This is a genomic window from Kitasatospora sp. NBC_01250 (assembly GCF_036226465.1).
Classification (GTDB): domain Bacteria; phylum Actinomycetota; class Actinomycetes; order Streptomycetales; family Streptomycetaceae; genus Kitasatospora.
The window spans coordinates 5,390,654-5,417,209 of record NZ_CP108476.1; the positions used below are offsets into that span (position 1 = coordinate 5,390,654).

18 protein-coding genes and 1 riboswitch are annotated in these 26,556 nt (G+C 74.5%); of the genes, 11 read left to right on the forward strand and 7 right to left on the reverse strand.

What is annotated here, in order from left to right; translation table 11 throughout:
* Window positions 1-66 precede the first annotated feature (66 nt).
* Entirely contained in the window at window positions 67-2,853 is a 2,787-nt protein-coding gene (ppc, locus tag OG500_RS22745; protein ID WP_327071640.1) for a phosphoenolpyruvate carboxylase, read from the reverse strand.
* Window positions 2,854-3,104: 251 nt separating this feature from the next.
* Here ppc and OG500_RS22750 point away from each other — a divergent pair, with 251 nt between their 5' ends.
* Window positions 3,105-4,376, forward strand: a complete 1,272-nt coding sequence (locus OG500_RS22750; protein WP_327068534.1) for a sensor histidine kinase — start codon at window positions 3,105-3,107, stop codon at window positions 4,374-4,376.
* Between the two features lie 134 nt (window positions 4,377-4,510).
* Here OG500_RS22750 and OG500_RS22755 read toward each other — a convergent pair whose 3' ends face one another.
* Both OG500_RS22755 and OG500_RS22760 read right to left on the reverse strand, forming a co-directional pair.
* Window positions 4,511-5,050 (reverse strand): SUKH-3 domain-containing protein, encoded by a 540-nt coding sequence (locus tag OG500_RS22755; RefSeq protein WP_327071641.1) that lies wholly within the window; start codon window positions 5,048-5,050, stop codon window positions 4,511-4,513.
* Window positions 5,051-5,147: 97 nt separating this feature from the next.
* A complete protein-coding gene (locus tag OG500_RS22760; RefSeq protein WP_327068535.1) occupies window positions 5,148-5,612 on the reverse strand; it encodes a YwqJ-related putative deaminase in 465 nt (154 codons plus the stop codon).
* A gap of 267 nt (window positions 5,613-5,879) precedes the next feature.
* Between OG500_RS22760 and OG500_RS22765 the strand changes: the two genes are divergently transcribed.
* The 3 genes from OG500_RS22765 (at window position 5,880) to OG500_RS22775 (ending at window position 11,000) form a co-directional block, all read left to right on the forward strand.
* Complete coding sequence (locus tag OG500_RS22765; protein WP_329582947.1) at window positions 5,880-6,881, forward strand: SMI1/KNR4 family protein; 1,002 nt, start codon at window positions 5,880-5,882, stop codon at window positions 6,879-6,881.
* Between the two features lie 82 nt (window positions 6,882-6,963).
* Window positions 6,964-9,474, forward strand: coding sequence for an SUKH-4 family immunity protein (locus OG500_RS22770; RefSeq protein WP_329582950.1), 2,511 nt, complete (start codon window positions 6,964-6,966; stop codon window positions 9,472-9,474).
* Window positions 9,475-9,638: 164 nt separating this feature from the next.
* Window positions 9,639-11,000 (forward strand): hypothetical protein, encoded by a 1,362-nt coding sequence (locus OG500_RS22775; protein ID WP_329582953.1) that lies wholly within the window; start codon window positions 9,639-9,641, stop codon window positions 10,998-11,000.
* 43 nt (window positions 11,001-11,043) lie between these two features.
* Here OG500_RS22775 and OG500_RS22780 read toward each other — a convergent pair whose 3' ends face one another.
* Window positions 11,044-12,315 carry a nucleotide sugar dehydrogenase gene (locus OG500_RS22780; RefSeq protein ID WP_327068539.1) on the reverse strand — a complete coding sequence of 424 codons (1,272 nt, stop codon included), beginning with the start codon at window positions 12,313-12,315 and terminating at the stop codon, window positions 11,044-11,046.
* 537 nt (window positions 12,316-12,852) lie between these two features.
* On the opposite strand from OG500_RS22780, the gene mfd reads away from it, so the two are divergent.
* Window positions 12,853-16,491 (forward strand): transcription-repair coupling factor, encoded by a 3,639-nt coding sequence (gene mfd, locus OG500_RS22785; protein ID WP_329582956.1) that lies wholly within the window; start codon window positions 12,853-12,855, stop codon window positions 16,489-16,491.
* Window positions 16,492-16,597: 106 nt separating this feature from the next.
* On the opposite strand, the gene OG500_RS22790 is transcribed toward mfd, so the two are convergent.
* A complete protein-coding gene (locus OG500_RS22790; protein WP_329582959.1) occupies window positions 16,598-17,200 on the reverse strand; it encodes a DUF4352 domain-containing protein in 603 nt (200 codons plus the stop codon).
* A 185-nt stretch (window positions 17,201-17,385) separates the two neighbouring features.
* Between OG500_RS22790 and OG500_RS22795 the strand changes: the two genes are divergently transcribed.
* Entirely contained in the window at window positions 17,386-19,464 is a 2,079-nt protein-coding gene (locus tag OG500_RS22795) for an N-6 DNA methylase (protein ID WP_329582962.1), read from the forward strand.
* A gap of 7 nt (window positions 19,465-19,471) precedes the next feature.
* Here the strand turns inward: OG500_RS22795 and OG500_RS22800 are convergent, their stop codons facing one another.
* Window positions 19,472-19,858: a VOC family protein gene (locus OG500_RS22800; protein ID WP_327068543.1), complete on the reverse strand. Its 387-nt coding sequence runs from the start codon at window positions 19,856-19,858 to the stop codon at window positions 19,472-19,474.
* 234 nt (window positions 19,859-20,092) lie between these two features.
* Between OG500_RS22800 and OG500_RS22805 the strand changes: the two genes are divergently transcribed.
* The 4 genes from OG500_RS22805 to OG500_RS22820 all read left to right on the forward strand — a co-directional run bounded on the left by OG500_RS22805 (window position 20,093) and on the right by OG500_RS22820 (window position 24,328).
* Window positions 20,093-20,659: a hypothetical protein gene (locus tag OG500_RS22805; RefSeq protein ID WP_329582965.1), complete on the forward strand. Its 567-nt coding sequence runs from the start codon at window positions 20,093-20,095 to the stop codon at window positions 20,657-20,659.
* Window positions 20,656-22,428 (forward strand): serine/threonine-protein kinase, encoded by a 1,773-nt coding sequence (locus OG500_RS22810; protein WP_329582968.1) that lies wholly within the window; start codon window positions 20,656-20,658, stop codon window positions 22,426-22,428. Before OG500_RS22805 ends, OG500_RS22810 begins: the two co-directional genes overlap by 4 nt.
* Window positions 22,429-22,582: 154 nt before the next feature.
* On the forward strand, window positions 22,583-23,254 hold the full coding sequence (locus OG500_RS22815) for a hypothetical protein (RefSeq protein ID WP_327068546.1): 672 nt from the start codon (window positions 22,583-22,585) through the stop codon (window positions 23,252-23,254).
* A 66-nt stretch (window positions 23,255-23,320) separates the two neighbouring features.
* A complete protein-coding gene (locus OG500_RS22820) occupies window positions 23,321-24,328 on the forward strand; it encodes a MazG family protein (protein ID WP_329582971.1) in 1,008 nt (335 codons plus the stop codon).
* A gap of 7 nt (window positions 24,329-24,335) precedes the next feature.
* Here OG500_RS22820 and OG500_RS22825 read toward each other — a convergent pair whose 3' ends face one another.
* Entirely contained in the window at window positions 24,336-24,770 is a 435-nt protein-coding gene (locus OG500_RS22825; RefSeq protein WP_327068549.1) for a hypothetical protein, read from the reverse strand.
* 148 nt (window positions 24,771-24,918) lie between these two features.
* Between OG500_RS22825 and OG500_RS22830 the strand changes: the two genes are divergently transcribed.
* Window positions 24,919-26,175 carry a cytochrome P450 family protein gene (locus tag OG500_RS22830; protein WP_329582975.1) on the forward strand — a complete coding sequence of 419 codons (1,257 nt, stop codon included), beginning with the start codon at window positions 24,919-24,921 and terminating at the stop codon, window positions 26,173-26,175.
* Window positions 26,176-26,403: 228 nt separating this feature from the next.
* A riboswitch (cyclic di-AMP (ydaO/yuaA leader) is annotated at window positions 26,404-26,552 on the forward strand.
* Window positions 26,553-26,556: the final 4 nt, after the last annotated feature.

A 26,556-nucleotide genomic window follows, 5' to 3' on the forward strand; every position in this document is an offset into this window, starting at 1 on the left:
GCCGGCCGAAACGCCAGGGGCCCGCTCGCCTGCACGGCGAGCGGGCCCCTTCGGCTTGTCGGTCCGTCAGCCGGTGTTGCGCAGGCCGGCCGCGATGCCGTTGACGGTCAGCAGCAGCGCGCGGGCCCGCAGCGGGTCCTCGGGCCGGCCGCCGGCGACCTCCTCGCGCTGCCGGCGCAGCAGCGCCACCTGCAGGTAGGAGATCGGGTCCAGGTAGGCGTCGCGGACGGTGAAGGTCTGCTTGAGCACCGGGTTGTGCTCCAGCAGCTCGCTCTCGCCGGTCAGCCGCAGCACCTCGCGCAGCGTCAGGTCGTGCTCGGCGGTGATCTGGTCGAAGATGTGCCGCAGCTCGGCGGGGACCAGCTGCTCGACGTAGTGACGGGCGATCCGCAGATCGGTCTTGGCCAGCGTCATCGCGACGTTGGACAGGAAGTTGCGGAAGAAGTGCCACTTGCCGTACATCTCCGGCAGCACGTCGCCCAGGCCCGCCTCGCGGGCGGCGGCCAGGCCGGAGCCGACGCCGTACCAGCCGGGGACGATCTGGCGGGACTGGGTCCAGCCGAAGACCCACGGAATGGCCCGCAGGCCGTCCAGTCCGGCGCCCGAGTCGGGACGGCGCGAGGGGCGCGAGCCCAGGTGCAGCGAGGCGAGCTGGTCGACCGGGGTGGCGGCGAAGAAGTACTTCGGCAGGTCCTCCTGCTCCACCAGGCCCCGGTAGGCGGTGTGCGCGGCCTGCGAGACCACGTCCATCGCGGCGTCCCAACGGGCCAGCTCCTCGGGGGCCTGGCGCGGGGAGGTGTGCATGGCGGAGGCGGCCAGCGTGGCGGAGAGGGTGAGCTCCAGGTTCTCCCGGGCCAGCGAGGGCAGCAGGTACTTGTCGGAGATCACCTCGCCCTGCTCGGTCACCTTGATCTCGCCCTCCAGGGTGCCCCAGGGCTGCGCCAGGATCGCCTCGTGCGAGGGGCCGCCGCCGCGGCCGACCGTGCCGCCGCGGCCGTGGAACAGGCGCAGCCGGATGCCGTAGCGGTGGGCCACGTCGCGCAGTCGGCGCTGGGCGCGGTGGATCTCCCACTGGGAGGTGGTGATGCCGCCGAACTTGGAGGAGTCGGAGTAGCCGAGCATGACCTCCTGGATGTCCCCGCGCAGCGAGACCAGCAGGCGGTAGGAGGGGTCGGAGAGCATCTCCTCCAGGATCCGGTCCGCCTGCTGCAGCTCCTCGGTGGTCTCCAGCAGCGGCACGATGCCGATCCGCGCGACCCCGGCGTGCAGGTCGATCAGGCCGGCCTCGCGGGCCAGCACGGCGGCGGCGAAGACGTCGTCCGCACCCTGGCACATCGAGATGATGTAGCTCTCGACGATCTCGTCGCCGAACCGCTCGAAGCCCTCGCGGATGGTGGTGAAGACGCCCAGCGTCTTGGTGCCCGCGGCGTCCAGCGGCGCGGGGGTGGGGGCCAGTGGGCGGCGCGAGCGCAGCTCCTTGGCGAGCAGCCGCTGGCGGTACTCGCGCGGCATGTCGTTGTAGCGCCAGGCCTCCTCGCCGAGCCGGTCGAAGAGCTGGCCGAGCGCGTGGTGGTGGGCCTCGGCGTGCTCGCGCACGTCCATGGTGGCCAGCTGGAGGCCGAACGCCTCGACGGTGCGGATCGCGCGGGCCAGGCGGCCGTCCGCGATCAGCTCGCCGCGGTGCGAGCGCAGCGAGTCCTGGATCAGCTTGAGGTCGGCGATCAGCTCGCGGGTGCCCAGGTAGTCGCGGCCGTCCAGGTGCGGGGTGCCGGCGGCCAGCCGCTCGCGGGTGTTCTCCAGCTTCAGCCGCACGCAGGTGGCCTTGAGCCGGTACGGCTCCTCGGCGTTCATCCGCTTGTAGCGCGGGCTCAGCTCGGGCAGCAGCTTGAGGTCGGCCTCCAGCGAGGCGAGCAGCTGCTCGGAGGCACCGGCCAGGCGCACCGAGGTGGAGAGCGTGTTGCGCAGGTCGTCGACCGCGTCCAGGGCGTCCTTGATGCCGTACTCGTGCTGCAGGTTGAGCACGTCCCAGGTGACCTGCGGGGTGACGTTGGGGTTGCCGTCCCGGTCGCCGCCGATCCAGGTGCCGAAGGTCAGCGGGCGGACCCCCTCGGGCAGCGCGACGCCGACCCGGGCCAGCTCCTCGTGCAGCTCCTCCAGCACCTCGGGGACGGCCTCGCGGTACAGCTCGTCCAGGTAGTAGACGGCGTTGCGGGCCTCGTCGGTGGGCTCGGGGCGGGCGATCCGCAGCTCGTCGGTCTGCCAGAGCAGGTCGATGACCTCGGCGAGGCGGCGGTCGGCCGAGCGCTTGGCCGAGGTCAGCCGGGCCGAGTCGGTGGGGGAGATGCCCGCGGCGGCGTGCTCGCGGTGGATCCGCTCCAGCAGTTCACCGATCCGGCGCAGCTTGTTCAGCACGCTGCGGCGGGCGGCCTCGGTGGGGTGCGCGGTGAAGACCGGGCGGACCGCCAGGTTGGCCAGTGTGTCGGCCAGGTGCTTGGGGTCGGCCTCCACCAGCTGGTCGGCGGTCTGCGCCAGCAGCGAGCCCTCGCGGGCCCGGCGGGCGGCGAACTCGCGGCCGCGGTGCACCTGCTCGGTGACGTTGGCCAGGTGGAAGTAGGTGGAGAAGGCCCGCACCAGCTTGGCCGCGGTCTCCAGATCGATGTTGGCGAGCAGCTCCGCGGTGGCCTCGCCGTCGGTGCGGCTCAGCAGTCGGACCTGTTCGACCAGGCCGAGCACCTCGGCGCCCTCCTGGCGGACCAGGGTCTCGCCGAGCAGGTCGCCCAGGCGGCGGATGTCGGCCCGCAGGGCCGCGTTGTCGGCGGCGGGGTCGGCGTTCGGCAGCTCCACGGCGGCCAGACTGGCGCCTGAACGCCCGGTGGGCGGCTGGTCGGCACTCGGGTGGTCGGCCGAGGTGGGGACCTGAGCGGTCACGGCTGGCTCCCTGGGGTGGTGGGCTTCGGCTTCGGCGGACCGCGCTGTCCGACCGGACCAGCATATGGGGAGGTCCTTGCCCCGCGGTCGACTCGGTCGAATGGCGGACAGCGCGGCGCATGGGGAGCCGAGAACTGGGTGGGGCCGCAGGGGACGCCTCACTTAGGCTGTCCCGTATGAGCATGTCGCCTGGGGAGGGCGCACCGGACCGCGGCCTGTGGTGGTGGGACCGGCGGCGCAGTGCGCTGCTGGACGCGGTGCTGGCCCTGCTGGCCGCCGTGGAGTGTGCGCTGGGCGGCTACGGCCTGGTCCGCGACCGTTTCCACCTGGGCCACGGGTACGCGATCGCGGCTGCGGTGATCGGTGCGCTGGCCGGCGCCAGCCTGCTGGTGCGGCGGCGCTGGCCGACCGTGCCGGTGCTGGTCTCGATGGTCCTGGTCCCCGGACTGTTCGGGATCGTGCTGCTGGTCGTCGCGCTCTACACGCTCTGCTCCACCTGGACCTGGCCCTCGGGGCGCAGACAGGTGGTGGCGCTCACCGCGGTGATCTTCGTGGAGACGCTGGGCATGGTGCTCTTCGCGATGCTCACCACGGAGCCGCAGCCGGGCCAGCAGCTGCCGGCCACCTGGGTCTTCGTGCTCTTCTCGGTGCTGGTGGCGGTCGGGCTGACCGTCTCGCCGGTGGTGGGCGGCCTCTACATCGGCGCCCGGCGCCGGCTGATCGAATCGCTCAAGGACCGGGCCCAGGGCCTGGAGGCGGAGCTGGACCTGCTCGCCGAGCGGGCCAGGGAGCGAGCCCGGCGGGCCCGGCTGGAGGAGCGCACCCGGATCGCCCGCGAGATGCACGACGTGGTGGCGCACCGGGTCAGCCTGATGGTGGTGCACGCGGGCGCCGTGGAGCGGATCGCGCTGCGGGAGCCGCAGAAGGCGGCGCAGAGCGCCAAGCTGATGGCCGAGACCGGGCGCCAGGCGCTGGACGAGCTGCGCGAGATCCTCGGCGTGCTGCGGATGAGCGAGGAGGCGCCGGCCGAGAGCCCGCTGGGGCTGGCCGAACTGCCGCGGCTGATCGACCAGTCCAGGGCGGCCGGGATGCAGGTGACGCTGACCGTCAGCGGCGACCGCCGGCCCTACCGCGGGGACGCCGAGCAGACCGCCTACCGGGTGGTGCAGGAGGGGCTGACCAACGCGCACAAGCACGCCGGTGGCGCGCGGGTCGCCGTCCTGCTGGCCTACGTGCCCAACGGGGTGCGGGTGGCCGTGGTGAACGAGCGGCCGGTCGGCGGTGACCAGGTCAGGCTGCCCAGCGGGGGCAACGGGCTGGTCGGCATGGAGGAGCGGGTGGTCGCGCTGGGCGGCAGCTTCACGGCCGGGCCGCAGCAGGAGGGCGGGTTCCGGGTGGAGGCGCTGCTGCCCTCGCGGCTGGCGCAGCGCAGTGACCGGCTGGGCTGAGGCCGGCCGAGCTGAGGCCTGGCTGCGCTGAGGCCGGCTCAGGGCTCGCGGGCGGAGATCCGTGCGGAAGCTTCACAACTTTGCTGAACCCGGCTCGCCGCCCGGGCGCCGCGGAGCACGCCCGGGAGCACGGCTCAGAGCGGGTCGGTGACGGTCCGCAGCCGCTCCGGCCGGGTGCCCAGGACCAGCGCGGTGACCGCCTGGTCGAGGTCGGCGCCCAGGAACCACTCGCCGGTGTGGTCCAGGCTGTAGACCCGGCCCGCCTCGTCGATCGCGAGCAGCGCCTGGCCGTAGTGCTCCTCGCCCAGCGGCGCCACCCGGCTGTCCAGCGCGCGTGACAGGTCGGCCAGCGTGCGCGGCAGGTGCAGGCCGCAGATCGGGTCGAGCAGGAACGGGGTGCGGGCCAGTTCGCGCCCGGCGCCGCCGAGGTCGAAGGAGAGCCCGCCGAACTCGGCCCAGGCCTCGATGGCAGCGGGGAAGACCGCGTGCTGGACGCCGTCGGCGGAGTGCCGGGAGAGCAGCTCGTCGGCCCACTCCTCGGCGCGGCGGATCTCCCAGCGGCCCGGGTGCCAGCCGGCCTGCTTGAGCGCCGCGGCGACGTCGGCGGGAAACCTGGGCTGGGAGCGTACGGCGGCGGACGCTGGGCCTGCGGCCGGTGACGTGAGCGGGTTCAGGGGGGACTCCGGTGTCGGGGGACAGGGGCGGCACGCGACCTGGGCGGCGCTGCGGGGCTACTGGTTCACGGCCTCGGCCGCCGGGCCACGGGCCGGTTCAGGCCGGATCGGACCTGGGCCCGACCACCACGCTCTGCACGGTGAGGTGTTCGAGCAGCGGTGCGCAGGAGCGGCAGGGCGGCGCGTGGGTGCCGTGCGCCGGGTCGTCCTGCTCGCGGATCCGCACGGTGGTCAGCTTGGCGCCCTTGAGCGCCTTGCGGGCGTCGTGCAGGCTCAGCGGCTTCTTCGCGGCGCGCTTGGAGCGGCTGCTGTCCACCGTGGTCAGGTACTGCGAGAGCAGCACGGCCTCCGGGCAGCGCCCGGTGAAGCGTTCGCGGTGCTCCAGCGGCAGCCGGGCCAGGAAGTCACCGACCAGCGGGTGCAGCGCGGGCTCCTGGTCGGCCTTGCGGCCGGCCAGCGTGTGCACCTCGCCACCGCGCAGGGAGAGCGCCGCGGCCACGGCGGGCAGCAGGCTGTCCCGGTGGTGGCGCAGCAGGGGTGCGACCGGCGGACCCTCGTCCACGGCTGCTCCTCTCGCTCTGTCGGCTGGTCCTCTGTCGGGCGGGTCGGACGAACCCGCTCATACGTCAGCCTGCCAAACGTTTCGGACAGTGGATCACTCGGGGGGCGGGCCCGCGTACTGAGACTCCGTCAGACGCACCAATTGTTCACAACTTGATCACAGGGCTCCGGTTCGCCCCGGCCGCCGGACCAGGACGTCCGTCCGAACCCGGGACCCCATACCCTGGTGGCTAGCTAAATCGGCTTCAGCGCAGTGGGGGCACCCAGAATGACGACAGGTCGGCCCGGCATCGCCGCCGTGCCCAACGCGGCCTACGCGGGTCAGGTGGTTCACTTTCCCGACCCGGTGCGGGCGGCCAAGTACCCCGACGGGGTGCGGGTCGATGCCCAGGGGTACCCGGACTTCGGTGCGTACGCCGCGGCGGCGGCCGAGGTCGCGGACCCGCCCGAGGGCTTCGGCGTGGACGAGCTGCGGCTGACCGACTACGTGTCCGCCAATGCCGCGCTGTTCAGCCAGGGACACGAGCTGTGGGCCGATCAGGAGTGCGCCGTGGCCACCCCGGCGGGCTGGACCTGGCACCACGCGGTCGGCGGCGCGGCCCACGGCTGGCGCCGGATGGAGCTGATCCCGGTCGAGGTCAAGGCGCTGCTGCGGCACCACGGCGGCCTGGCCCGCTCGGCCGCCGACCACGCCCGGCGCGGCACCCGCCCGCTCCAGGAGCGCAAGGCCGTGCACTTCCCGCTCTCCAAGGAGGGCGCCGACCCGCTGACCGTCGGTGAGGACCTGGTCCAGGCGGCCGAGGAGCGGCTCGGCTACCGGCTGCCCGGGCCCTACCGCGGCTTCCTCAAGCTGGCCGGCGGCCGGACCCCGGCGGGCGTGGCGCTCGACACCGACCTCGGACTCCTGCTCGACCAGCCGTTCCTGACGCTCAGCGAGGAGTACGGCGTCGAGGACCTGGTCTACGTCAACAAGTGCCTGCGGGACCACCTGACCAAGGACTACCTCGGCATCGCCTTCGTCCAGGGCGGCATCCTGGCCCTCAAGGTGCGGGGCGAGCAGCTGGGTTCGGTCTGGTTCTGCCTCTATGACGACGCCCGCGACAACGGCGCCCCCGAGGAGGCGGCCGACCGGGTACGGCGGTTGCTGCTGCCCTGCGGGGACAGCTTCGACGACTTCCTGCTCCGGCTGGCCGGCAGCCCGCCGGAGCTGGAGACGGTCGCGGAGCTGATGGTGGACGGCGGGTTCGCCCGCGCGGTGCCGGTGTCGTGAGGCGGTCGGTGAACAGCCGGCGGGCCGGCGGTGCGATCGGTGGGAGCGGACGGCCGGAGCAAGAGGACAGGGGCGAGGCAGCATGATGACGTACGCGCAGGCACAGGACCTGGCGACGGAGTGGATCAACGGCGGGGTGTCGCCCTTCCAGCAGCGCGAGGTGCGGGTACGGGAGTTCGACCTCGGCTTCGTCTGCTGGGCCGAGGACCGCGACGGCGGCCCCTCCTCGGACGGCGGGGCGGTCAAGCTGGTGATCGCCCGGGAGACCGGGGCGAGCACGCTCTGGCCCGCGCTGCCGGTCAACGAGGTGGTGCACCGCTACGAGGCGCAGTACGGCCGGCCGGCCCAGGGCAGCGCGCCCGGGGCGGTCAAGCCGGTGCCCGCTCCGGCCGAGGCGACCTCCTTCCTGCTCAGCCCGCCGCAGTGGATGCTGGACGCCGGTGCGGCGGCGATCGCCGCCGAGGCGGAGCAGCTGGGGGCCGCGCAGGGCGCCGACCAGGGGCCGGCTCCCGCCGAGCCCGCCGCGCCCGCCGCGCCGGTCGAGCCCGTCGGGCCCGTCGGGCCGATCGCCGGGCCCCCGCCGGTCCCGGGCCTGCCCGATCAGGTGCCGCCCGTGCCGGTGATGGCCCAGCCCGCGCCGCCCGCGGTGCCGGCGGCGCCCGCCGTGCTGACGGAGCCGCCGGTCTCGGACCGGCCGGCCGGTGACGCACCGACCATGCTCGCGCCGCCGCCCAGCTGGGAGCTGGAGGAGCACGGCGAGGAGCGGCCGTCGGCCCCGGCCACCCCGCCGGAGGCCATGACGGTCCGGATGCCGCCGCCGGCCGCCGAGGCGCCCGTCGCGGCGCCGCCTGTTCCGGTGCCCGCGCCTGCCGCGCCCCAGGCGCCGGTGGGCGGGTACGCGCCGACCATGCTGGCGTCGGACGGTCCGCCCGGCCTGATGGGCCTGCCCGGCGCGCCGGTCGCGTCGGCACCGCCCGCGCCGGCCGTGCCCGCACCCGTCGGGCCCCCCGTCCCGCCGTCCCCCGCCCCCGGCGTCGAGTACGCGCCGACGATGCTCGCCTCCGACGGCCCGCCCGGCCTGATGGGCCTGCCCGGCGCCCCCGTGGCGCCCCCGGCGGGCGGCCGTGGTGGTGTCGGCGCTCCGCCGCCCCCGCCGCCCGGCGGGCTGCTGCACGCGGGTGGCAGTGGCGCGGAGGCCCCGGCAGCCGCCGGTGGCCGCGGGTCCGGCAGCACGCCGCCGCCCCCGCCGCCCGGTGCGCTGCGTGGCGCGCCTGCTCACCCGGGTGCGCCGGTGGCGCCCCCGGCGGGCGGTCGTGGCGGCGTCGGCGCTCCGCCGCCCCCGCCGCCGGGAGCGCTGCGCGGTGCGGCCGCGCCCGCCGCCGGTAGCGGGGACCTGGCCGACGCCGACACCTCCAAGGCCGCCCCGCCGTCCCGTCAGGGCGCCCAGGGCGGTGGCGTCGCGCACGCCGCGACCCAGCTGGCCTCGGCCCTCCCGGGCGCCCCCGGCTTCCCCGGCGGCCCGGTGCCCGGAGCGCCGGACGTGCCCGGCGCCCCCGGCCTGCCCGGTGCCGCCGCGCCGGTCCCCGGGCTGCCGCCGCAGGGCGCCCCGGTGCCGCCGGGCGTGCCGACCGTCGGCCCCGGCTACCTGGCCGTGCTCAGCTACCGCGCCCCCGACGGCTCCGAGCAGAAGGTGATGCACCGCAGCGAGCCCGGCACCCCGCACCCGGAGTGGCGGATCCTGCAGGAGCTGCGCCGGCTCGGCGTGCCGGCCGAGCAGGTGCTGGAGCTGCACACCGAACTGGAGGCCTGCGACCTGCCCGGCGGCTACTGCTCCCGGCTGATCGCCTCCTCGTGGCCCAACGTGCGGATCACCCACACCGCCGGGTACGGCCGCGAGCACCAGGCCCGCCAGGCCGGCATGGCGCACCTGCTCAACCACCTGGACGAGCTGCACCAGCTGGCCGCCGGCCCGCGCCGCCCGCGTCCGGTCCGGGTGCCGCTGCCCGCTCCCGGCAGCATCCCGCCGGCCGCCCCCGTCCCGCCGCAGCAGATCGGTGCCGAGCTCGCGCAGTACTTCGGCCCCGCCGTCTTCCGCTACGAGCAGCGGGCGGTCTCCCGGCAGGGGGTGCCCGAGGCGGTGGCGCAGACCCTGGTCTGGGCGGGCCTGCCGACCAGCTTCGGACCGTTCTTCTGGGCGCACGCACCGGAGAACCGGCCGATCCCGACGCTGGCCGAGCTGGCCGCCGAGCGCGGTCGCCAGGCCGCGCCCGATGCGGGCGGCTACCTGGTGCTCGGAAACGACTACGGACGGCAACTCTGTGTGCAGTACGGCACAGCGGCCGTGGTCGCGGTGGACCTGGAGGGAACCGCGCAGGCCCCGCGCTTCGTCAACACTGGCGTACCGGAGTTCGTCCGGTCGCTCGCCCTGCTCGGTCGGATGTGGCCGTTGCGCTACGGCCTGACCCCGGATCAGGCCGGGCGCTGGACCACCGACTTCCAGGCCGAGCTGGCCGCGATCGACCCGGCCGCCCTCCAGGCACCGGACACCTGGTGGGCGGTCCTCCTGGAGCAGTTCTGGGACGGCCTGCTCTAGCCGTCAGCACGGCTGGGGCTGGGGTCGCACCGTGGGTGCGGCCCCAGCCGGTGGTGTCGCTTCCTTGGGCTTTCCAGATGATCTGCGCAAAATAGGTCAAGAGGATCGCAGGAAACGAGCGCAGGCAAATTCGTGCCCAGCCGGCACTGAGGGGAAGACAGCAGATGAGCGACGCCATCCCGTCGTACGGCTTCACCGCTGCCCGGCGCGGCTACGCGCCCGAGCAGGTCGACCGCGCGCTGATCGCGCTGACCTCCCAGCGGGACGAGGCCTGGCAGCGGCTGAGCTGGCTCGGCGCCCAGATCCGCGAGCTCGAGGCGGTGCTGGCAGCCACCCGCAAGGCCGCCGCCGAGGCGCCGGAGCCCGACTACACCACCCTCAGCGAGCAGGCCGCCGACCTGATGGCCATCGCCGACAACGAGGCCCGCCAGGTGCGCGACAAGGCCGAGCGGTTCGCCGAGGACACCCGCGACGAGACCTACCAGGCCGGCCAGGAGCTGCAGGCCGAGGCGGCCGCGTACGCGACCGCCACCCGTGCCGAGGCCGACCTGGCCGCCCGCCGCATCGACGAGCGCACCCGCGCCGAGGCCGAGAAGCTGCGGGGCGAGGCCGACGCCGATTCCCGCGCGATCCGGGACGGCGCGACCGCCGAGGCCGCCAAGATCCGGGTCGCCGCCGCCGAGGCGGGCGAGCGGGCCGAGACCAAGCTGGCCGAGCTGCGCCGTGACGCCGACGAGCGGTTCGCCGCCGAGGAGGCGGCCGCCGCCGCCGAGGACGCCAAGATCTCGCAGGCCGCGGAGCGCCGCCTCAAGGAGGCCGAGCAGCACCGCGAGTCGGTGCTCAGCCTGATCAAGCAGATCGACACCGACGCCCAGGCCAAGGCCGACCGCCTGATCGAGCAGGCCCGCCGCGAGGCCGACAAGATCGAGGCGGCCAGCGCCGCGGAGCGCGCGGCGTTCGACAAGCGGCTGGAGACGGTGCAGACGCACCTGGACCACATCAAGGGCACGCTCGCCTCGCTGACCGGCAAGGCCGTCGGCATGATCGAGCCGGCCGGGCCCGGCACCGCGGTGACGCAGGTGACCGCGGCGGCTCCGGCGGTCCAGGAGACCCAGGTGACCGAGGTGATCCCGACGGTCCAGGCGACCGACCCGGAGGCCGACACCGGCGAGGTCCCGCTGCCGCCCGCGCCGGCCGCGCCGCCCACGCTGCCGACCGCCTCCTCCGACGCCCCGACCACGGTGCTGCGCCTGCCCGCCGACCTGCGCGACGCGCCCGCGCCGCCGCCCCCGGGTGGCACCCCGCCGGTCGACCCACGCACCGCCCTGCGCGCCGCCGGTGCCGCCCAGCCGCCGCTCCCGCCCCGCCCGGCCACCCCGCCGCCGACCGCCCAGGGCAGCGGTGCCGCCCCGGTCGCCGGGCCGGCGCCCGAGGACGAGACCAGGATCATCCCGAAGATCGTGATCATCGACGACGGCACCGAGATCGACTCGCTGCCGAACACCGTGGGACGTCGGCGGACCTGACCTCCGGTGCGGAGCGCGCGTGCCAGCGCGCGATGCGCTCGGCCTAGAGCACCTCGACCGCCGCGCCGGTGAGGCGGCGTCGGCAGTCCAGGACGTACCGGGCGTGTTCGGTGATCGTGGCGTAGTCGAAGTCGTCGTGGTCGGCCAGCAGGACCACCGCGTCCGCCGCCGTCAGCTCCTCGGGGCTGGCGGTGACGCGGGTGACGCGGGAGAAGGGGCCGCGCTGGCCGGGCAGGTGGACGCGGGCCACGTGCGGATCGGCGGCGCGGACCTCGGCGCCCATCCGGGTGAGCAGCTCGGCGACCCGGGCGGCGGGGGTCTCGCGGGCGTCCCCGGTGTTCTTCTTGTAGGCCAGGCCGAGCAGCAGGATGCGCGAGCCCTTGACCGCCTGGCGGCGCTCGTTCAGCGCGGTGGCCAGGCGCCGCACCACGTAGTCGGGCATGTGGCTGTTGACGTCGTTGGCCAGCTCGACGAAGCGGAACGACCGGCCGAGCGCCCGCTCGACCCGCCAGGACAGGAACGAGGGGTCGATCGGCAGGCAGTGCCCGCCCACCCCCGGGCCCGGGTCGAAGCGCAGGTAGCCGAACGGCTTGGTGGCGGCGGCGTCGATCGCCTCCCAGATGTCGATGCCCAGCTCGTGGGCGAACACCGCGAGCTCGTTGACCAGGGCGATGTTGACGTGCCGGAAGGTGTTCTCCAGCAGCTTGGCCAGCTCGGCCTCCTTGCACGAGGAGACCGGCACCGTGCGCTCCACCAGCTGCCGGTAGAAGTCGTCCACCGCGTGCAGCGAGTCGGTGTCGATGCCGGAGACCACCTTCGGGGTGTTCTCCAGCCGCCACTGCTGGTTGCCCGGGTCGATCCGCTCGGGGCTGTAGCCGACCTGGAAGTCGATCCCGGCGCGCAGCCCCGAGCCCTTCTCCAGCAGCGGGGTGAGCAGCTCCTCGGTGGTGCCGGGATAGGTGGTGGACTCCAGCACCACCAGCGCCCCGGGCCGCAGCCGCTCGGCCAGCAGCCGGCCGGAGGCCTCGATGAAGGAGAGGTCGGGCACCCCGTCCCGCAGCGGGGTGGGCACGGTGATCACGGCGACGTCGAAGCCGGCCAGGTCGGCCGGCTCCGCGGAGGGCCGGTAGCTGCCGTCGGCGAGCAGCGGCCGCAGCCGCGCGTTCGGGATGTCCTCCACGTACGAGTCGCCGCCGGCCAGCCGGGCGATCCGGCGCCGGTCGATGTCGTATCCGACGACCCGGTGGCCGACCTCGGCGGCGCGAACCGCGAGCGGGAGTCCGACGTAGCCCTGACCGGCGATGACGACACGCATGGCGCTCAGCGTAGGGAGCGGGCGGCGCGGAAGTCGGCGGGCAGCACCCGTGCGGCGCAAAGATCACCGGAAAGAGGAGCCCGGACCGCGGCGGCCCCGAACGGCGGAGTGGAAACTGGGCCAGGACCCGTGGCGCCCTCCAGGAAAGGGCGCCACGACTCCCGACGCTCGGGCGGGCGCCCCCACCCAGGGTCGCCCGGCCTCGCACCCCGACCCCCATCGGAGTGCGCTGGTCCCGCTGCGCCATCCCCCACGGTTGGAGCGGCGGGCACGTGATCCATCCTGCGCGGTGTCCATGGACTCCCAGTGACAGGAGTGTGTCCAATTCTTGACAATCGACCCTCCCGTCCGAACCGCAGGTCATGCCCATGGCCAGGCGGGAGCGGGTGACTGACGGAGTCGGCGTCGGTTGCTCGGCGTACCCTGGGAGCCTGACCCGGCCCCTGCACCGCGAGTGCCGGGCCCATCAAGCTGCCCGGTCGCAGATGAACGTCAGGCCGGGCGCTCCGCCTGGACGCAACGGGACGAGAAGACTCCATGAGCCTGACCGGTTTGCTCGATGTCGTGGTTCGCGACACCGCCCTCGCCGAGGCGATCGAGGCGGCGGCCAGCGGCCATCGCCCGCATCTCGACCTGGTCGGCCCGCCCGCCGCGCGGCCGTTCGTGGTCGCCGCGCTGGCCCGCTCGCTGGCCGCGGGGGCCGGCGAGCGGGGCCGCCCGGTGCTCGCGGTGACCGCCACCGGTCGGGAGGCCGAGGACCTGGCCGCCAGCCTGCGTTCGCTGCTGCCGCCGGACGCCGTCGCGGAGTACCCCGCCTGGGAGACGCTGCCGCACGAGCGGCTCTCGCCGCGCTCGGACACCGTGGGCCGCCGGCTCGCGGTGCTGCGCCGGATCGTTCATCCGCGGGCCGACGACCCGTCCGCCGGGCCGGTGCAGGTGGTCGTCGCGCCGGTCCGCTCGGTGCTGCAGCCGCAGGTCAAGGGGCTGGCCGAGCTGGAGCCGGTGGCGCTGCGCGGTGGCGGGTCGGCGGACCTGGACGAGGTGGCGCGGCGGCTGGCCGCGGCTGCCTATGCGCGGGTCGAACTGGTCGAGAAGCGCGGTGAGTTCGCGGTGCGCGGCGGCATCCTGGACGTCTTCCCGCCGACCGAGGAGCACCCGCTGCGGGTGGAGTTCTGGGGCGACGAGGTCGAGGAGATCCGGTACTTCAAGGTCGCCGACCAGCGCTCGCTGGAGATCGCCGAGCACGGGCTGTGGGCGCCGCCCTGCCGGGAGCTGCTGCTCACCGAGCAGGTGCGGGCACGGGCCGCGGAGCTCGCCGTGCGCCACCCCGAGCTGGCCGAGATCCTGGACAAGATCGCCGAGGGGATCGCGGTCGAGGGCATGGAGTCGCTGGCCCCGGTGCTGGTGGACGACATGGAGCTGCTGCTCGACGTGCTGCCGGCCGGCTCGGTCACGGTGGTCTGCGACCCCGAGCGGGTCCGCACCCGGGCGGCCGACCTGGTGGCGACCAGTCAGGAGTTCCTGCACGCCTCCTGGGTGGCGGCGGCCTCCGGCGGCGACCGCCCGATCGACGTCGAGCAGATCGACGTCTCCGCCGCCTCACTGCGCTCGCTGGCCGAGGTGCGCGAGCACGCCGGCGCGATCGGCCTGCCCTGGTGGTCGGTCAGCCCGTTCGCGACCAGCGACGCGGAGGTCGGCTCGGTACTGGCCCGCGGCGGAGCCGCTGACTGGCACAGTGACGGCAACACGCTGACCCTGGGCATGCACGCGGTGGAGGCCTACCGCGGCGACACCGCGCGGGCCGTGGCGGACGCCAAGGAGCGGCTGACCACCGACTGGCGGGTCGTCATGGTGACGGAGGGTCAGGGTCCGGCCTCCCGGCTGGCGGAGGTGCTCGGCAACGAGGGCATCGCGGCCCGGCTGGTCCCGGACCTGACCCAGGCGCCCACCCGCGACGTCGTCCACGTCGCCTGCGGCTCGATCGAGCACGGCTTCGTGGACGAGGCGCTCAAGCTCACGGTGATCACCGAGACCGACCTGTCCGGGCAGCGCTCCTCCACCAAGGACATGCGCCGGATGCCGTCCCGGCGGCGCAACGCGATCGACCCGCTGGCCCTGGCGGCCGGCGACTACGTGGTGCACGAGGCGCACGGGGTGGGCCGCTACGTCGAGATGGTGCAGCGCACCGTCCAGGGCGCCACCCGCGAGTACCTGGTGCTGGAGTACGCGCCGGCCAAGCGCGGGCACCCCGGCGACCGGCTCTTCGTGCCGACCGACCAGCTGGACCAGGTGACCAAGTACGTCGGCGGCGAGGCCCCGACCCTGCACCGGCTCGGCGGCGCGGACTGGGCCAAGACCAAGCAGCGGGCCAAGAAGGCGGTCAAGGAGATCGCCGCCGACCTGATCAAGCTCTACTCGGCCCGGATGGCCGCCCCCGGGTACACCTTCGGGCCGGACACGCCCTGGCAGCGCGAGCTGGAGGACGCGTTCCCGTACGCGGAGACGCCCGACCAGCTGACCACCATCGCCGAGGTCAAGTCCGACATGGAGAAGTCGGTCCCGATGGACCGGCTGATCTGCGGCGACGTCGGCTACGGGAAGACCGAGATCGCTGTGCGCGCGGCCTTCAAGGCGGTGCAGGACGGCAAGCAGGTGGCCGTGCTGGTGCCCACCACGCTGCTGGTGCAGCAGCACTTCTCGACCTTCGCCGAGCGGTACGCCAACTTCCCCGTGGTGGTCAAGGCGCTGTCACGGTTCCAGAGCGACACCGAGGCGAAGGCGGTCCTGGAGGGCCTGCGCGACGGGTCGGTGGACGTGGTGATCGGTACCCACCGGCTCTTCTCCAGCGAGACGAAGTTCAAGGACCTCGGCCTGGTCATCGTGGACGAGGAGCAGCGCTTCGGCGTCGAGCACAAGGAGCAGCTGAAGAAGCTGCGGGCCAACGTGGACGTGCTGACGATGTCCGCGACCCCGATCCCGCGCACCCTGGAGATGGCGGTCACCGGCATCCGCGAGATGTCCACCATCACCACCCCGCCGGAGGAGCGGCACCCGGTGCTGACCTTCGTCGGTCCCTACGACGAGAAGCAGATCTCGGCCGCGATCCGGCGTGAACTGCTGCGCGAGGGACAGGTCTTCTACATCCACAACCGGGTCGAGTCGATCGACAAGGCGGCCGCAAGGCTCAAGGACCTGGTGCCGGAGGCGCGGATCGCCACCGCGCACGGGCAGATGGGGGAGACGGCCCTGGAGAAGGTGGTGGTCGACTTCTGGGAGAAGGAGTTCGACGTGCTGGTCTCCACCACGATCGTCGAGTCGGGCATCGACATCTCCAACGCCAACACGCTGATCGTGGAGCGCGGCGACACCTTCGGCCTCTCCCAGCTGCACCAGCTGCGCGGCCGGGTGGGCCGTGGCCGAGAGCGCGGCTACGCCTACATGCTCTACCCGCCGGAGAAGCCGCTCACCGAGACCGCGCACGAGCGCCTGGCCACCATCGCCCAGCACACCGAGATGGGCGCGGGCATGTACGTGGCGATGAAGGACCTGGAGATCCGCGGTGCGGGCAACCTGCTCGGCGGCGAGCAGTCCGGGCACATCGCGGGCGTCGGCTTCGACCTCTACATGCGGATGGTCGGCGAGGCGGTGGCCGAGTTCCGCGAGTCGCTGGCGGGCGGTGGCGGGGAGGTGGAGGAGGAGCCGCTGGAGGTGAAGATCGAGCTGCCGGTGGACGCCCACGTGCCGCACGACTACGCACCGGGCGAGCGGCTGCGCCTGCAGGCGTACCGCTCGATCGCCGCGGTCAACTCCGAGGCCGACATCGAGCAGGTGCGCGCCGAACTCACCGACCGCTACGGCAAGCTGCCCGACCCGGTGGAGAATCTGCTGCTGGTGGCGGCGCTGCGGCTGTACGCGCGGCGCTGCGGGGTCGCGGACATCACGCTGCAGGGCGCGAACGTGCGCTTCGGCCCGGTCGAGCTGCGCGAGTCCCAGCAGCTGCGGCTGAACCGGCTCTACCCGCGCAGCCAGGTCAAGGCGGCCACCTCGCAGGTGCTGGTGCCGCGGCCGACGACCGCGCGGATCGGCGGCAAGCCGGTGGTCGGACGGGAGCTGCTGGCCTGGTGCGGGACCTTCCTGACTACCATGTTCGAGGAGCTGGCGGCGGCGAAGAAGTAGCGGACCCCCGGTTCCTGGGCGGCGGGTGGCCTCGTGCCACCCGCCGCTTGGTCGTTCCCGGCCGCTTGGTCGTTCCCAGCCGCCGGGCGCCCCGCACCGCCGGGGCTCAGCCGAGGTTCCACTGCCCGGCCTGGTCGGCGAAGCCGCTGTCGAGGCCGAACTGGGTCTTGGCGATCTTGGCGTCGGCGGGCACCTCGAAGGTGATGAAGCCGAGCGCGCTGTCGCCGGGGGCGATGTTCGCGGGGGTGGGGAAGCTCGGGCCGGCGGTGGTGTCGGCGATCACCGCGCTGTAGGACTGGCCCTTGTCGTCGAGCACGCCGGCGCCGTTGTCCGGGGCGTCGCTGTAGGCGGCGGTGCCGGTGTTCTTGATCCGGAACTGCACGGCGATCCAGCGCTTGCCGTCGGCGGGGTGGAAGTCGTTGGCGCTCGGGGCGTTGTCGACCACCTTGACCACGGTGACGTCGGCGGCGGCGCCCTTGTCCATGCCCTTGAGCGCGATGGTGTCGCCGACCTTGGCGTTGGCGGGGGCCTTGCTGCCGCCGGCCGCGGTGCTGGCGGAGCCGGCCGCGGCGGAGTTCTGCACGGGCTTGGTGCTGACCGTGCTGGTGCCGGTCGGCCCGCAGGCGGTGGTGGCCAGGGCCAGCAGGGCGGTGCCCGCCAGCAGACCGAGCGAGCTGGAGCGGCGGCGGGCGGTGGTGGTGCTGCGCATGGCGGGTCCCTCGGTTTTCAGGTGATCGCCCCGGTTGGCGACAGGTCCATCACAGCAGAGTACTGTGAACATCGTCAACAGAAAAATAAAGAACCTCTCTGTTCACGTGTGAACGGGGAGGTCGGGGCCGGGTGGCTATGCTGGATGATCACAGTCGCTGTTGCCGCCTTCGCCGAGGAGCCGCCATGCCGCCGAGTCCCGAGGTCACCGCCGTCGAGATCGCCCGGCTCGCCGGGGTCGGGCGGGCGGCCGTCAGCAACTGGCGCAAGCGGCACGCCGACTTCCCGCAGCCGGTGGGCGGCAGCGAGGCCAGCCCCACCTTCGCGCTGCCCCAGGTCGAGGACTGGCTCCGCCGCCAGGGCAAGATCGCCGAACTGCCGCTGGTGGAGCGCTGCCGCCAGCAGCTCGACGCGCTGCGCGACCCGGCCGGGAACCCGGGGGCCCCGCTGCTGCCGGCCGGCGCCTTCCTGCTCCTGCTGCACCGGGCGCCCCGGCGCTGGGCCGCGCTGGCCGGCGAGCCGGACACCCGGCTCGCCCTGGCGCTGCCCCGGGCGGTGGCCGAGGTCGTGGGCGAGCTGCTCGGCGACGCGGGGCTCGGGCTGCTGGAGCTGCCGACGCTCTACGGCAGCACGCAGCTCGAACTCTGCCGGATGCTGGCCCGGCTGACGGCGGAGCAGGGTGCCGCCGCGGCCTACGAAGCGCTGCTCACCACCTCCCGGCAGTCCGGCCAGCTGCCGCCGGAGGCCGCGGCCCTGCTCCTCGCGCTCGCCGGTGGGCCCGCGAGCATCCTCGACCCGTCCTGCGGGCTCGGCGCCGTCCTGCGCGCCGCCCCGGCCGACGCCGTGCGCCACGGTCAGGAGCGCGACCCCGTGACGGCCGGCGCCGCGCTGCTGCGGCTCGCGCTGCAGGCCGCTCCGGACGCTCCGGTGCCGCTGCCGCTGCACCTGGCCACCGGGGACGCGCTGCGTGCCGACGCCGACCCCGCGCTGCTCGTCGACGCGGTGCTCTGCCGCCCGCCGTACAACGAACGCGACTGGGGGTACGAGGAGTTGCGCTACGACGCGCGCTGGCTCTTCGACCGGACGCCACCGCGCGCCGAGCCCGAACTGGCCTGGCTGCTGCACTGCCTGGCGCACACCCGCCCCGGTGGTCTGACCGCGCTGCTGCTGCCGCCCACCGTCGCCTCCCGCCGCTCGGGCCGCCGCCTGCGCGCCGAACTCCTGCGCACCGGCGCGCTGCGCGCCGTCCTCGCGCTGCCGGCGGGGGCGGCACCGCCCTACGGCGTGCCGCTCCACCTGTGGCTGCTGCGCCGGCCCGATCCGCGGGGCGCTGCGCCGACCCGTCGGCTGCTGCTGCTGGACGCGACCGCCACCCAGCCCGAGCAGTTCGACTGGCCGATCCTGCACCGCACGGTGCTGGACGGCTGGCAGGCCTTCGACGCCGGTGGCGAGGTGGTCGAGCGGCTGGGCGTCCACCGGGTGCTGGACTCGATCGAGCTGCTCGACGACGACACCGACCTCGCCCCGGCCCGCCACCTGCCGCCGCCGACCCCGGCGGGCGGCGCCTCGGCGCTGGCCGACCAGCGCGGGCGACTGGGCGAACTGCTCTCCATGCTGGCCGAGTTGGATCAGCGGCTGCCGGTGGTCGCGGAGACCGGGGCCGGCCAGGGTGCCCCGATGACCACCATCGGCGAGCTGGCCCGCGCCGGCGCCCTGGAGCTCTTCTCCTCCGGCGCAGGCCCGGCCGTCCGGCCGTGGGCCGAGGACCTGTCAGCCACCCCCGTGCTGACCGAGCAGGACCTCGCCGCCGGCCGCCGCCCGAGCGCCGCGCTGGCCGAGGCCGGTGCACCGGGCGAGGGCGCGGCCCTGCTCGCCCGGCCCGGCGACGTGCTGGCCGCGGCCCTGGGCGGCGCCAGTGCGCTGGTCGTCCGCCCCGGCGACCCGGCCGACGGCGCGGCTCTCGGCGCGCGCCTGCACCTGCTGCGTCCCGATCCGGCGCTGCTCGACCCGGAGTTCCTGGCGGGACGCCTGCGTTCCACCGCCGGTGCGCGCTCCGCCAGCAGCCACGCCTCCACCACCTCCCGCCTCGACGTCCGCCGGGTCCAGGTGCCCCGGTTGCCGATCGGGAGCCAGCGGGAGTTGGGCGAGGCCTTCGGCCGGATCGCCGCCTTCGCCGCCGGTCTGCGCCAGGCCGAGGAGCTGGGGCGGCAGTTGGCCCAGGGGCTGACGGACGGTCTGGCGGACGGCGGGCTGTCGCTGGGGTGAGTGGAACTCAGTTCTCCTGCAGCACCGCGAGGATGTTCCCCGCCGGGTCGGTGAACCACGCGATGTGCGGGCCGCCGCCGCGGAAGATGCCCTTCTCGTCGGTGGCCAGCCCGGGGTAGCGCTCGAACCGCACCCCGCGCCCGGCCAGCTCGTCGACGGCTTGCTCGACGTCGGCCACCGGGAAGTTGAGGACGGTGAACGACGCCGGGGCGTGGTCCTCCTTCGGGTAGATCAGCACCTCGCCGCCGCCGGGCAGGTGCAGGCGCAGCAGCCGGTACTGCTGCTCCATGGTCAGGTCGGAGACGTTCAGCCCCAGGGTCTCGGCGTAGAAGTGCTTGGCCTGGTCGAGGTCGTTCACGGAGAAGCTGCTGAAGGCCTTGCTGTTGTCGAACATGGCGCGTCGTCCTGCTCTCGGTCGCCGGCCGCGCGGAGTTGCGGGCCTGCGTCCGATGATCCGGAGGCGGCCGGTCGTTGCGCCGCCAACACGCTGGGAGCGGGCCGGGAAGCGGCGTCCGCCCGCGGGTGCGCACCGCCGCGGACGGGTCCGTGCTGGTCGCAGGCGGGGGAGGGGGCGTAGCGTGGGCGCGATTTTGTCGGTGGGGACTTCTTCGCGTGGGGGCGGATACGCATGGCTGGCCAGTTTCCCGGGCAGTTCGGGCCGGTGGTGCCGGCGCCGGCGAAGGGGCCGTTCGGGGCGGGCGCGCGGGTGCTGCTCTGCCTGGTGGCGGTTCTGACGGGCGGCGTGCTCGGGTTCGTTCCCGCGGTGGCGCTGGCCGCGCGGCGCAGGCGGCGGGCGGACGTGCTGGGGGCGGTGGTGGTCGGGGCGCTGGCGGTGCTGCTGGTCGCCTGCGCGGTGATCGCGGGCGGGGACAAGCACGCGACGGTGGCCAACGGGACGGGCCAGGCCCTGGTGGGGGTGCTGATGCTCGGGGCGCCCGTGCACTTCCTGCTGATGGACCGTCGGCAGGTGTGGGGCGCGCCGTCCCCGGCGCCGCTGCCCGGGTACTGGCAGCCGGTGCCGGCGCCGGTGTACCAGCAGCCGGTGCCCCGGCCGGCCGGGCCCGTCCCGATGTACCAGCAGCCCCAGACCCAGACCCAGCCCCAACTGCAGACGCAGTCGGCCGCCGCGCCGCTGGACGAGCTGCAGCAGCTCGGCGAGCTGCTGCGCCGGCAGGCCGAGGACGGTGGGCGGTGAGCGCCGGGGCGGCCCGGGTGATCGGCGGCCGCTACCGGCTGGCCGAGAAGATCGGGCACGGCGGGATGGGCCAGGTGTGGGCCGGCTACGACGAGCGGCTCGACCGGCGGGTCGCGGTGAAGCTGCTGCGCACCGAGGCGCTGCTGGTCGGCGCCCAGGGCCCGGAGATCGAGCAGCGCCGCGCCGAGCTGCGGCGGCGGTTCCTGCGCGAGTGCCGGATCACCGCGGGTCTCGACCACCCCGGTCTGGTCACCGTCTTCGACGCGGGCGAGGACGACGGCGAGCTCTACCTGGTGATGCAGCGGCTGCCCGGCGTCGGGCTGGGCGACCTGATCGCCGAGGAGGCCCCGTTCCCGGTCCCGTGGGCGGTCGCCGTGGCCGCCCAGATCTGCGCGGCGCTCTCGGTGGTGCACGCCGTCCCGGTGGTGCACCGGGACCTGAAGCCGAGCAATGTGATGGTCCGCCCGGACGGCCGGGTGGTCGTCCTCGACCTGGGCATCGCCACCGCGCTGGACGGCGAGCACACCCGGCTCACCATGACCGGCGTGCCGATCGGCAGCCCCTCCTACATGGCGCCCGAGCAGGCGCTCTCCGGGGCGGTGGACGCGCGCAGCGACCTGTACGCGCTGGGCTGCCTGCTCCACGAGATGCTGGCGGGCGAGGAGCCGTTCCGGGCGCCGACCGCGCTCGGCGTGCTGCGCCGCCAGGTGGACGAGGCGCCGGTGCCGCTGCGGCGGCTGCGGCCCGAGGTGCCGGCGGAGCTGGAGGCGCTGGTGCTGGAGCTGCTGGCCAAGCCGCCGGCCGACCGCCCGCGCGACGCGCAGGCCGTCTTCCAGCGACTGCGTCCGCTGCTGCCGGGCGACGCGGGCGGGCCGCGTCCGGCGTACGGGCCGGTGCCGGATCCGACCGGGCCGTTCCGCCACCCGAACCAGCCGCTGCCGGGCGGGCCCGGCGGCGCGGGCGCCCTCCCGCCGGCGCCGCCCGTGCTGCAGGCGCCGCCCGCCCCCGCCCCCCTGGCGGCGCCGCCCGCCGGTTCCACCGCCGCCCGCCTCACCGGTCAGACCGAGCTCGCCGCCGCCTGCGGCCGGGTCTCCGACCTGCTCGCCGCCCACCGCTACGCCGAGGTGATCGACCTCGCCGGACGGCTGCTCCCGCTCGCCCGGGCCGCGCACGGCGACGGTGCGCCGCTGGTCCGCACCCTGCGCACGATCTACGCGCGCACCCTGCTCCAGGAGGGCCAGTACCGGGCCGCGCTGCCCGAGTACCAGCTGCTGGCGGCCGGTGCGGCGGCCGAGGGCGGGCCGCGGGCCCCGCAGGCGCTGGACCACCGTCGCAAGGCCGCCGCCTGTCTGGAACAACTGGGGCGGGGACCCGAGGCGTTGGCGGAGTACCGGGCGCTGCTGGCCGACCACACCGTGCGCCTGGAGCAGGGCCAGGACACCGACCCGTCGCGCTGCTTCGACCTGCGGGAGCGGATCGGGCTGCTGCTGGCGGGCTCGGGGGAGACCGAAGGCGCCTGGGAGTGGCTGCTCGCGCTGCTCTTCGACCGCGAGCCGCTGCTGGGCCCGCACCACCCGGAGGTGCTCCGGCTGCGGCAGCACCTGGAGCAGCTGGGGCGCCACCGCCGCACCGGACCGCAGCCGCCGCAGGCCGTGCCGCCGTCGGCCTGGCAGCCCGCGCCCGCCGCGCCGCCGCCACTGGACCCGCGCACCGGCAGCTGGCCGTCCTACCCGCCGCAGGCGTCGGCCTGGCACCCGAACCGGCTCTGATCGGCCACCGCCCCAGCGGATGTGATGATCAGTCAGATGAGCTGTTCGAGCTCACTCGTTCGGTGCAACATCTGGGCAACGGGCGGGCGGGCTCTCTATTGTCGTGTCCCGTCAGGAGTCAGACGTCGCCGCAGCCCCGCCCGGGAGGCCCCGCGTGATCCGCAGCAGCTCCGTCCACCGCTTTGCCGCTCGCCGCGTTCCCGTCCGCCGCGGACACCGCCTGGTGCCCGCGGCCGGGGTGGTGCTGGCGGCAGTGCTGCTCAGCGCCTGCGGTGCGCAGTCACCGCATCCGGGGGCCGCCGCGGTGGTGGGCCGGGACCGGATCACCGAGGCCGCGGTCGAGGCGCGGGTGGCCGAGTTCCGTGCGCAGGCCGCCGAGCTGCCCAGCGGCCAGTACCAGGAGCAGGCCGGCCTGGTGGGGGCGACGGTCTCCGGGATGGTCTTCGGCGACGTGGTCGACTACGCGCTGGCCCAGCACCAGCTGTCCGTGAGCGACACCGAGGTGGCCCAGCTCCGGGCCGACCAGGCGCAGGCCTGGGGCGGCGAGACGGGGCTGGAGCAGATGCTGCTGCTCAAGCACGCGGTGCCGGCGGGGGAGATCGACGGCTTCTACCGCGAGCAGATCGGCCTGCAGAAGCTGGTGGCCCAGAGCGGGCAGCAACTGGGCACCACCGACGGCAACAAGACGATCCATCAGCTGCTGGCCGAGGCGGCGAGCGAGCTGAAGGTGACGGTCAACCCGCGCTACGGCAGCTGGGACGTCCAGCAGTCGGTGCTGGACAGCCCCACCGAGGACTGGCTGCCCCAGTCCGGCGCCGCCTCCTGACCACCCCGTCCGGACCACTCCCCGCGCCCGCCCCGCCGGCCCGCTCCGGGCGGTAGGTTCGGGGGTGTGGACACCGTGATCGACGCCCCGAAGCTGACCCTGCTCACCACGACCCACCGGGTCGCCCCCGGCCTGCTCAGCTGGCCCGCCTGGTCGGCCCTGCAGGCCGCGCCGCTGGTGCTGGCCGCCGACCCGGCGCACCCCCAGCTGCCCGCGCTGGCCCAGGCCGGGGTGACCGTGGAGCTGGTGGCGCGCGACAGCGCGCCGGCCCTGGCCAGGCTGCTCGCCGGGCGGGCGCCGGTGCTCTTCCTGGGCAGCCAGGACGGCGACCCGGGGCTGACCGACGCGCTGGCCAGGATCGCGGTCGAGCAGGCCGGGCAGGCGCCCGAGATCGAGCTGCTGCCGGGCTCCTACGACCTGCCCGGTGCCCGGCTGCTCGACCTGGTCGCCGTGATGGACCGGCTGCGCTCGCCCGGCGGCTGCCCCTGGGACGCCGAGCAGACCCACGCCTCGCTGGTGAAGTACCTGGTGGAGGAGGCGTACGAGCTGGTCGAGGCGATCGAGCAGGACGACCGCGCGACCCTGCGCGAGGAGCTCGGCGACGTGCTGCTCCAGGTCTTCTTCCACGCCCGGATCGCCGAGGAGCACGCCGAGGACCCGTTCTCCATCGACGAGGTGGCCGGGGAGATCGTCGACAAGCTGGTCTACCGCCACCCGCACGTCTTCGGCGACTCGGACGCGGCCACCACCGACCAGGTGGAGGCCAACTGGGAGGCGCTCAAGGCCGCCGAGAAGCAGGACCGGGAGTCGGTCCTGGACGGCGTGCCGGCGGGCCTGCCGGCCCTGGCGTACGCGGCCAAGCTGGTCTCCCGGGTGCGCCGGGCCGGTTTCACCGGCGTGCCCGACGCCCCGTACGCGCTGCCGGCCGAGCTGACCGAGGAGTCGGCGGGCGCACTGCTGCTGGCCGTGGTGCAGCGGGCCCACGACGCGAAGGTGGACCCGGACGCGGCGCTGCGGGCGGCCGCGCGCGCCTACCGGGACGCGGTGCGGGCCGCCGAGGGGCTGCCGGCCTAGGGCCTGCCTACGGGCGGACGCCCTCGGCCTGCCGCTGGGCCGGGACGGCCTCGCCGAGCGCCGTCCCGAGGGCCTCGCCGATCGCCTCGCTCAGCGGGTCGAGCAGCTCGGCGAGGCGGTGGAGGCGGCCGGGCAGCTCGGCCATCGTGACGATCTTCTCGCCGTCCGGGCCGGCCACGCAGAACAGGTCGATCGGGCCCAGGTGCTTCTCGGCGGTGTCGACCAGCGCGGCGATGTCGCTCGGCTGGTGGATGTCGGAGCTGACGCCGACCACCGGGCAGCCGATCCGGTCCAGGGCGGTGGCCAGGTCCTCGGCGACGCCGACCCGGGGGTCGGCGATCAGCAGGCCGGCGGCGCCCGCCGCGGCGAACCGACGGGCCGGCCCGTCGCCGTCGCCGCCGTCGAGTACCGCGATAACCACCACTGCCCCGGCTACCCGCATGGCCTGCTCCTCCCTGGGGGCACCGCCGCACTGCGTCGCCCGCCAACCACGTATCGGAGGATCGTAGGCTCCAGCTGACCCTCCGCAACAGGGATTACCCGCCAGGTGACCAGACTCACTCCTGGCGGCGACCGGATACGGTCAGAACATGTCCGACCAGCCTGATTCGCCCCCGCCCACCCTCTTCACCTGGGAGTTCGCGGCCGACCCCTACCCGGCGTACGCCTGGCTGCGGGAACACGCGCCGGTGCACCGCACCACCTTGCCGAGCGGGGTTGACGCCTGGCTGGTCACCCGTTATGCGGACGCCCGCCAGGCGCTGGCCGACGCCCGGCTCTCCAAGAACCCGGCGCACCACAGCGAGCAGGCGCACCGCACGGGACGGGTGGGGATCCCGGGGGAGCGTCAGGCCGACCTGATGACGCACCTGCTGAACATCGACCCGCCCGACCACACCCGGCTGCGCCGCCTGGTCTCCAAGGCCTTCACCCCGCGCAGGGTGGCCGAGTTCGAGCCCCGGGTGCAGCAGCTGACGGACCGGTTGATCGACGGCTTCGCGGCCCGCGGCTCGGCCGACCTGATCCACGAGTTCGCCTTCCCGCTGCCGATCTACGCGATCTGCGACCTGCTCGGCGTGCCGGCCGAGGACCAGGACGACTTCCGGGACTGGGCCGGCATGATGATCCGCCACGGCGGCGGCCCGCGCGGCGGCGTGGCGCGCGCGGTCAAGCGGATGCGCACCTACCTGGCCGAGCTGATCCACCGCAAGCGGGCCGACCCCGGGGACGACCTGATCTCCGGTCTGATCCGGGCCAGCGACCACGGTGAGCACCTCACCGAGAACGAGGCCGCGGCGATGGCGTTCATCCTGCTGTTCGCGGGGTTCGAGACCACGGTCAATCTGATCGGCAACGGCCTGTACTCACTGATGAACCAGCCGCTCCAGCGGGCCCGGCTGCAGGAGTCCATCGCGCGCGGCGAGAGCGGGCTGCTGGCCACCGGGGTCGAGGAGTTGCTGCGCTTCGACGGCCCGGTGGAGCTGGCCACCTGGCGGTTCGCCACCGAGCCGTTGACCATCGGCGGGGTGCGGATCCCGGTGGGGGACCCGGTGTTGGTGGTGCTCGCGGCGGCCGACCGGGACCCGGCCAGGTTCGAGCGCCCCGACACCCTTGACCTGGCCCGCCGGGACAACCCGCACCTCGGCTTCGGGCACGGCATCCACTACTGCATCGGCGCTCCGCTGGCCCGACTTGAGGGCCAGGCCGCACTCGCCACCCTGCTGACCCGGTTGCCCGATCTCCGGCTCGCCGCGGACCCCGCCGAACTGCGGTGGCGTGGCGGTCTGATCATGCGCGGCCTGCGCGAACTCCCTGTTTCGTTCACGCCCGAAGCTGCCGCGAAGTGACGGAACGGCAGCTCTGACGGCGTGTCGAAGTCCGTTGTCCGGTGCGGCCTGAATGACCATCAACCCGGACAAACAAGACCAGTTGGTAGGCGATCGATCGCGCTCCGTAATTTTCATGTGATGTACGCGATATGAGCTTGTGATCGGTCCGTCAATCTGCTTACCCTCCCTGGAGTTCGCTGCTGCGAACCCCGGAGTGCGGAACGCCGAGTCCTGCCCGTCGCGCTCCCGGGACACCGACCGACACCCGGGCAGGGGCGGGGGACCCAGGATTTTCTGCCGTCTCCCACGGCTAGGGGTGAAGCCGCGTCAGCGGCCGGGCCAACCTCACGGGCCCGAACCCGACAGCTCACCTCGCAGGCGTGCGGAGAGGGATAGCTT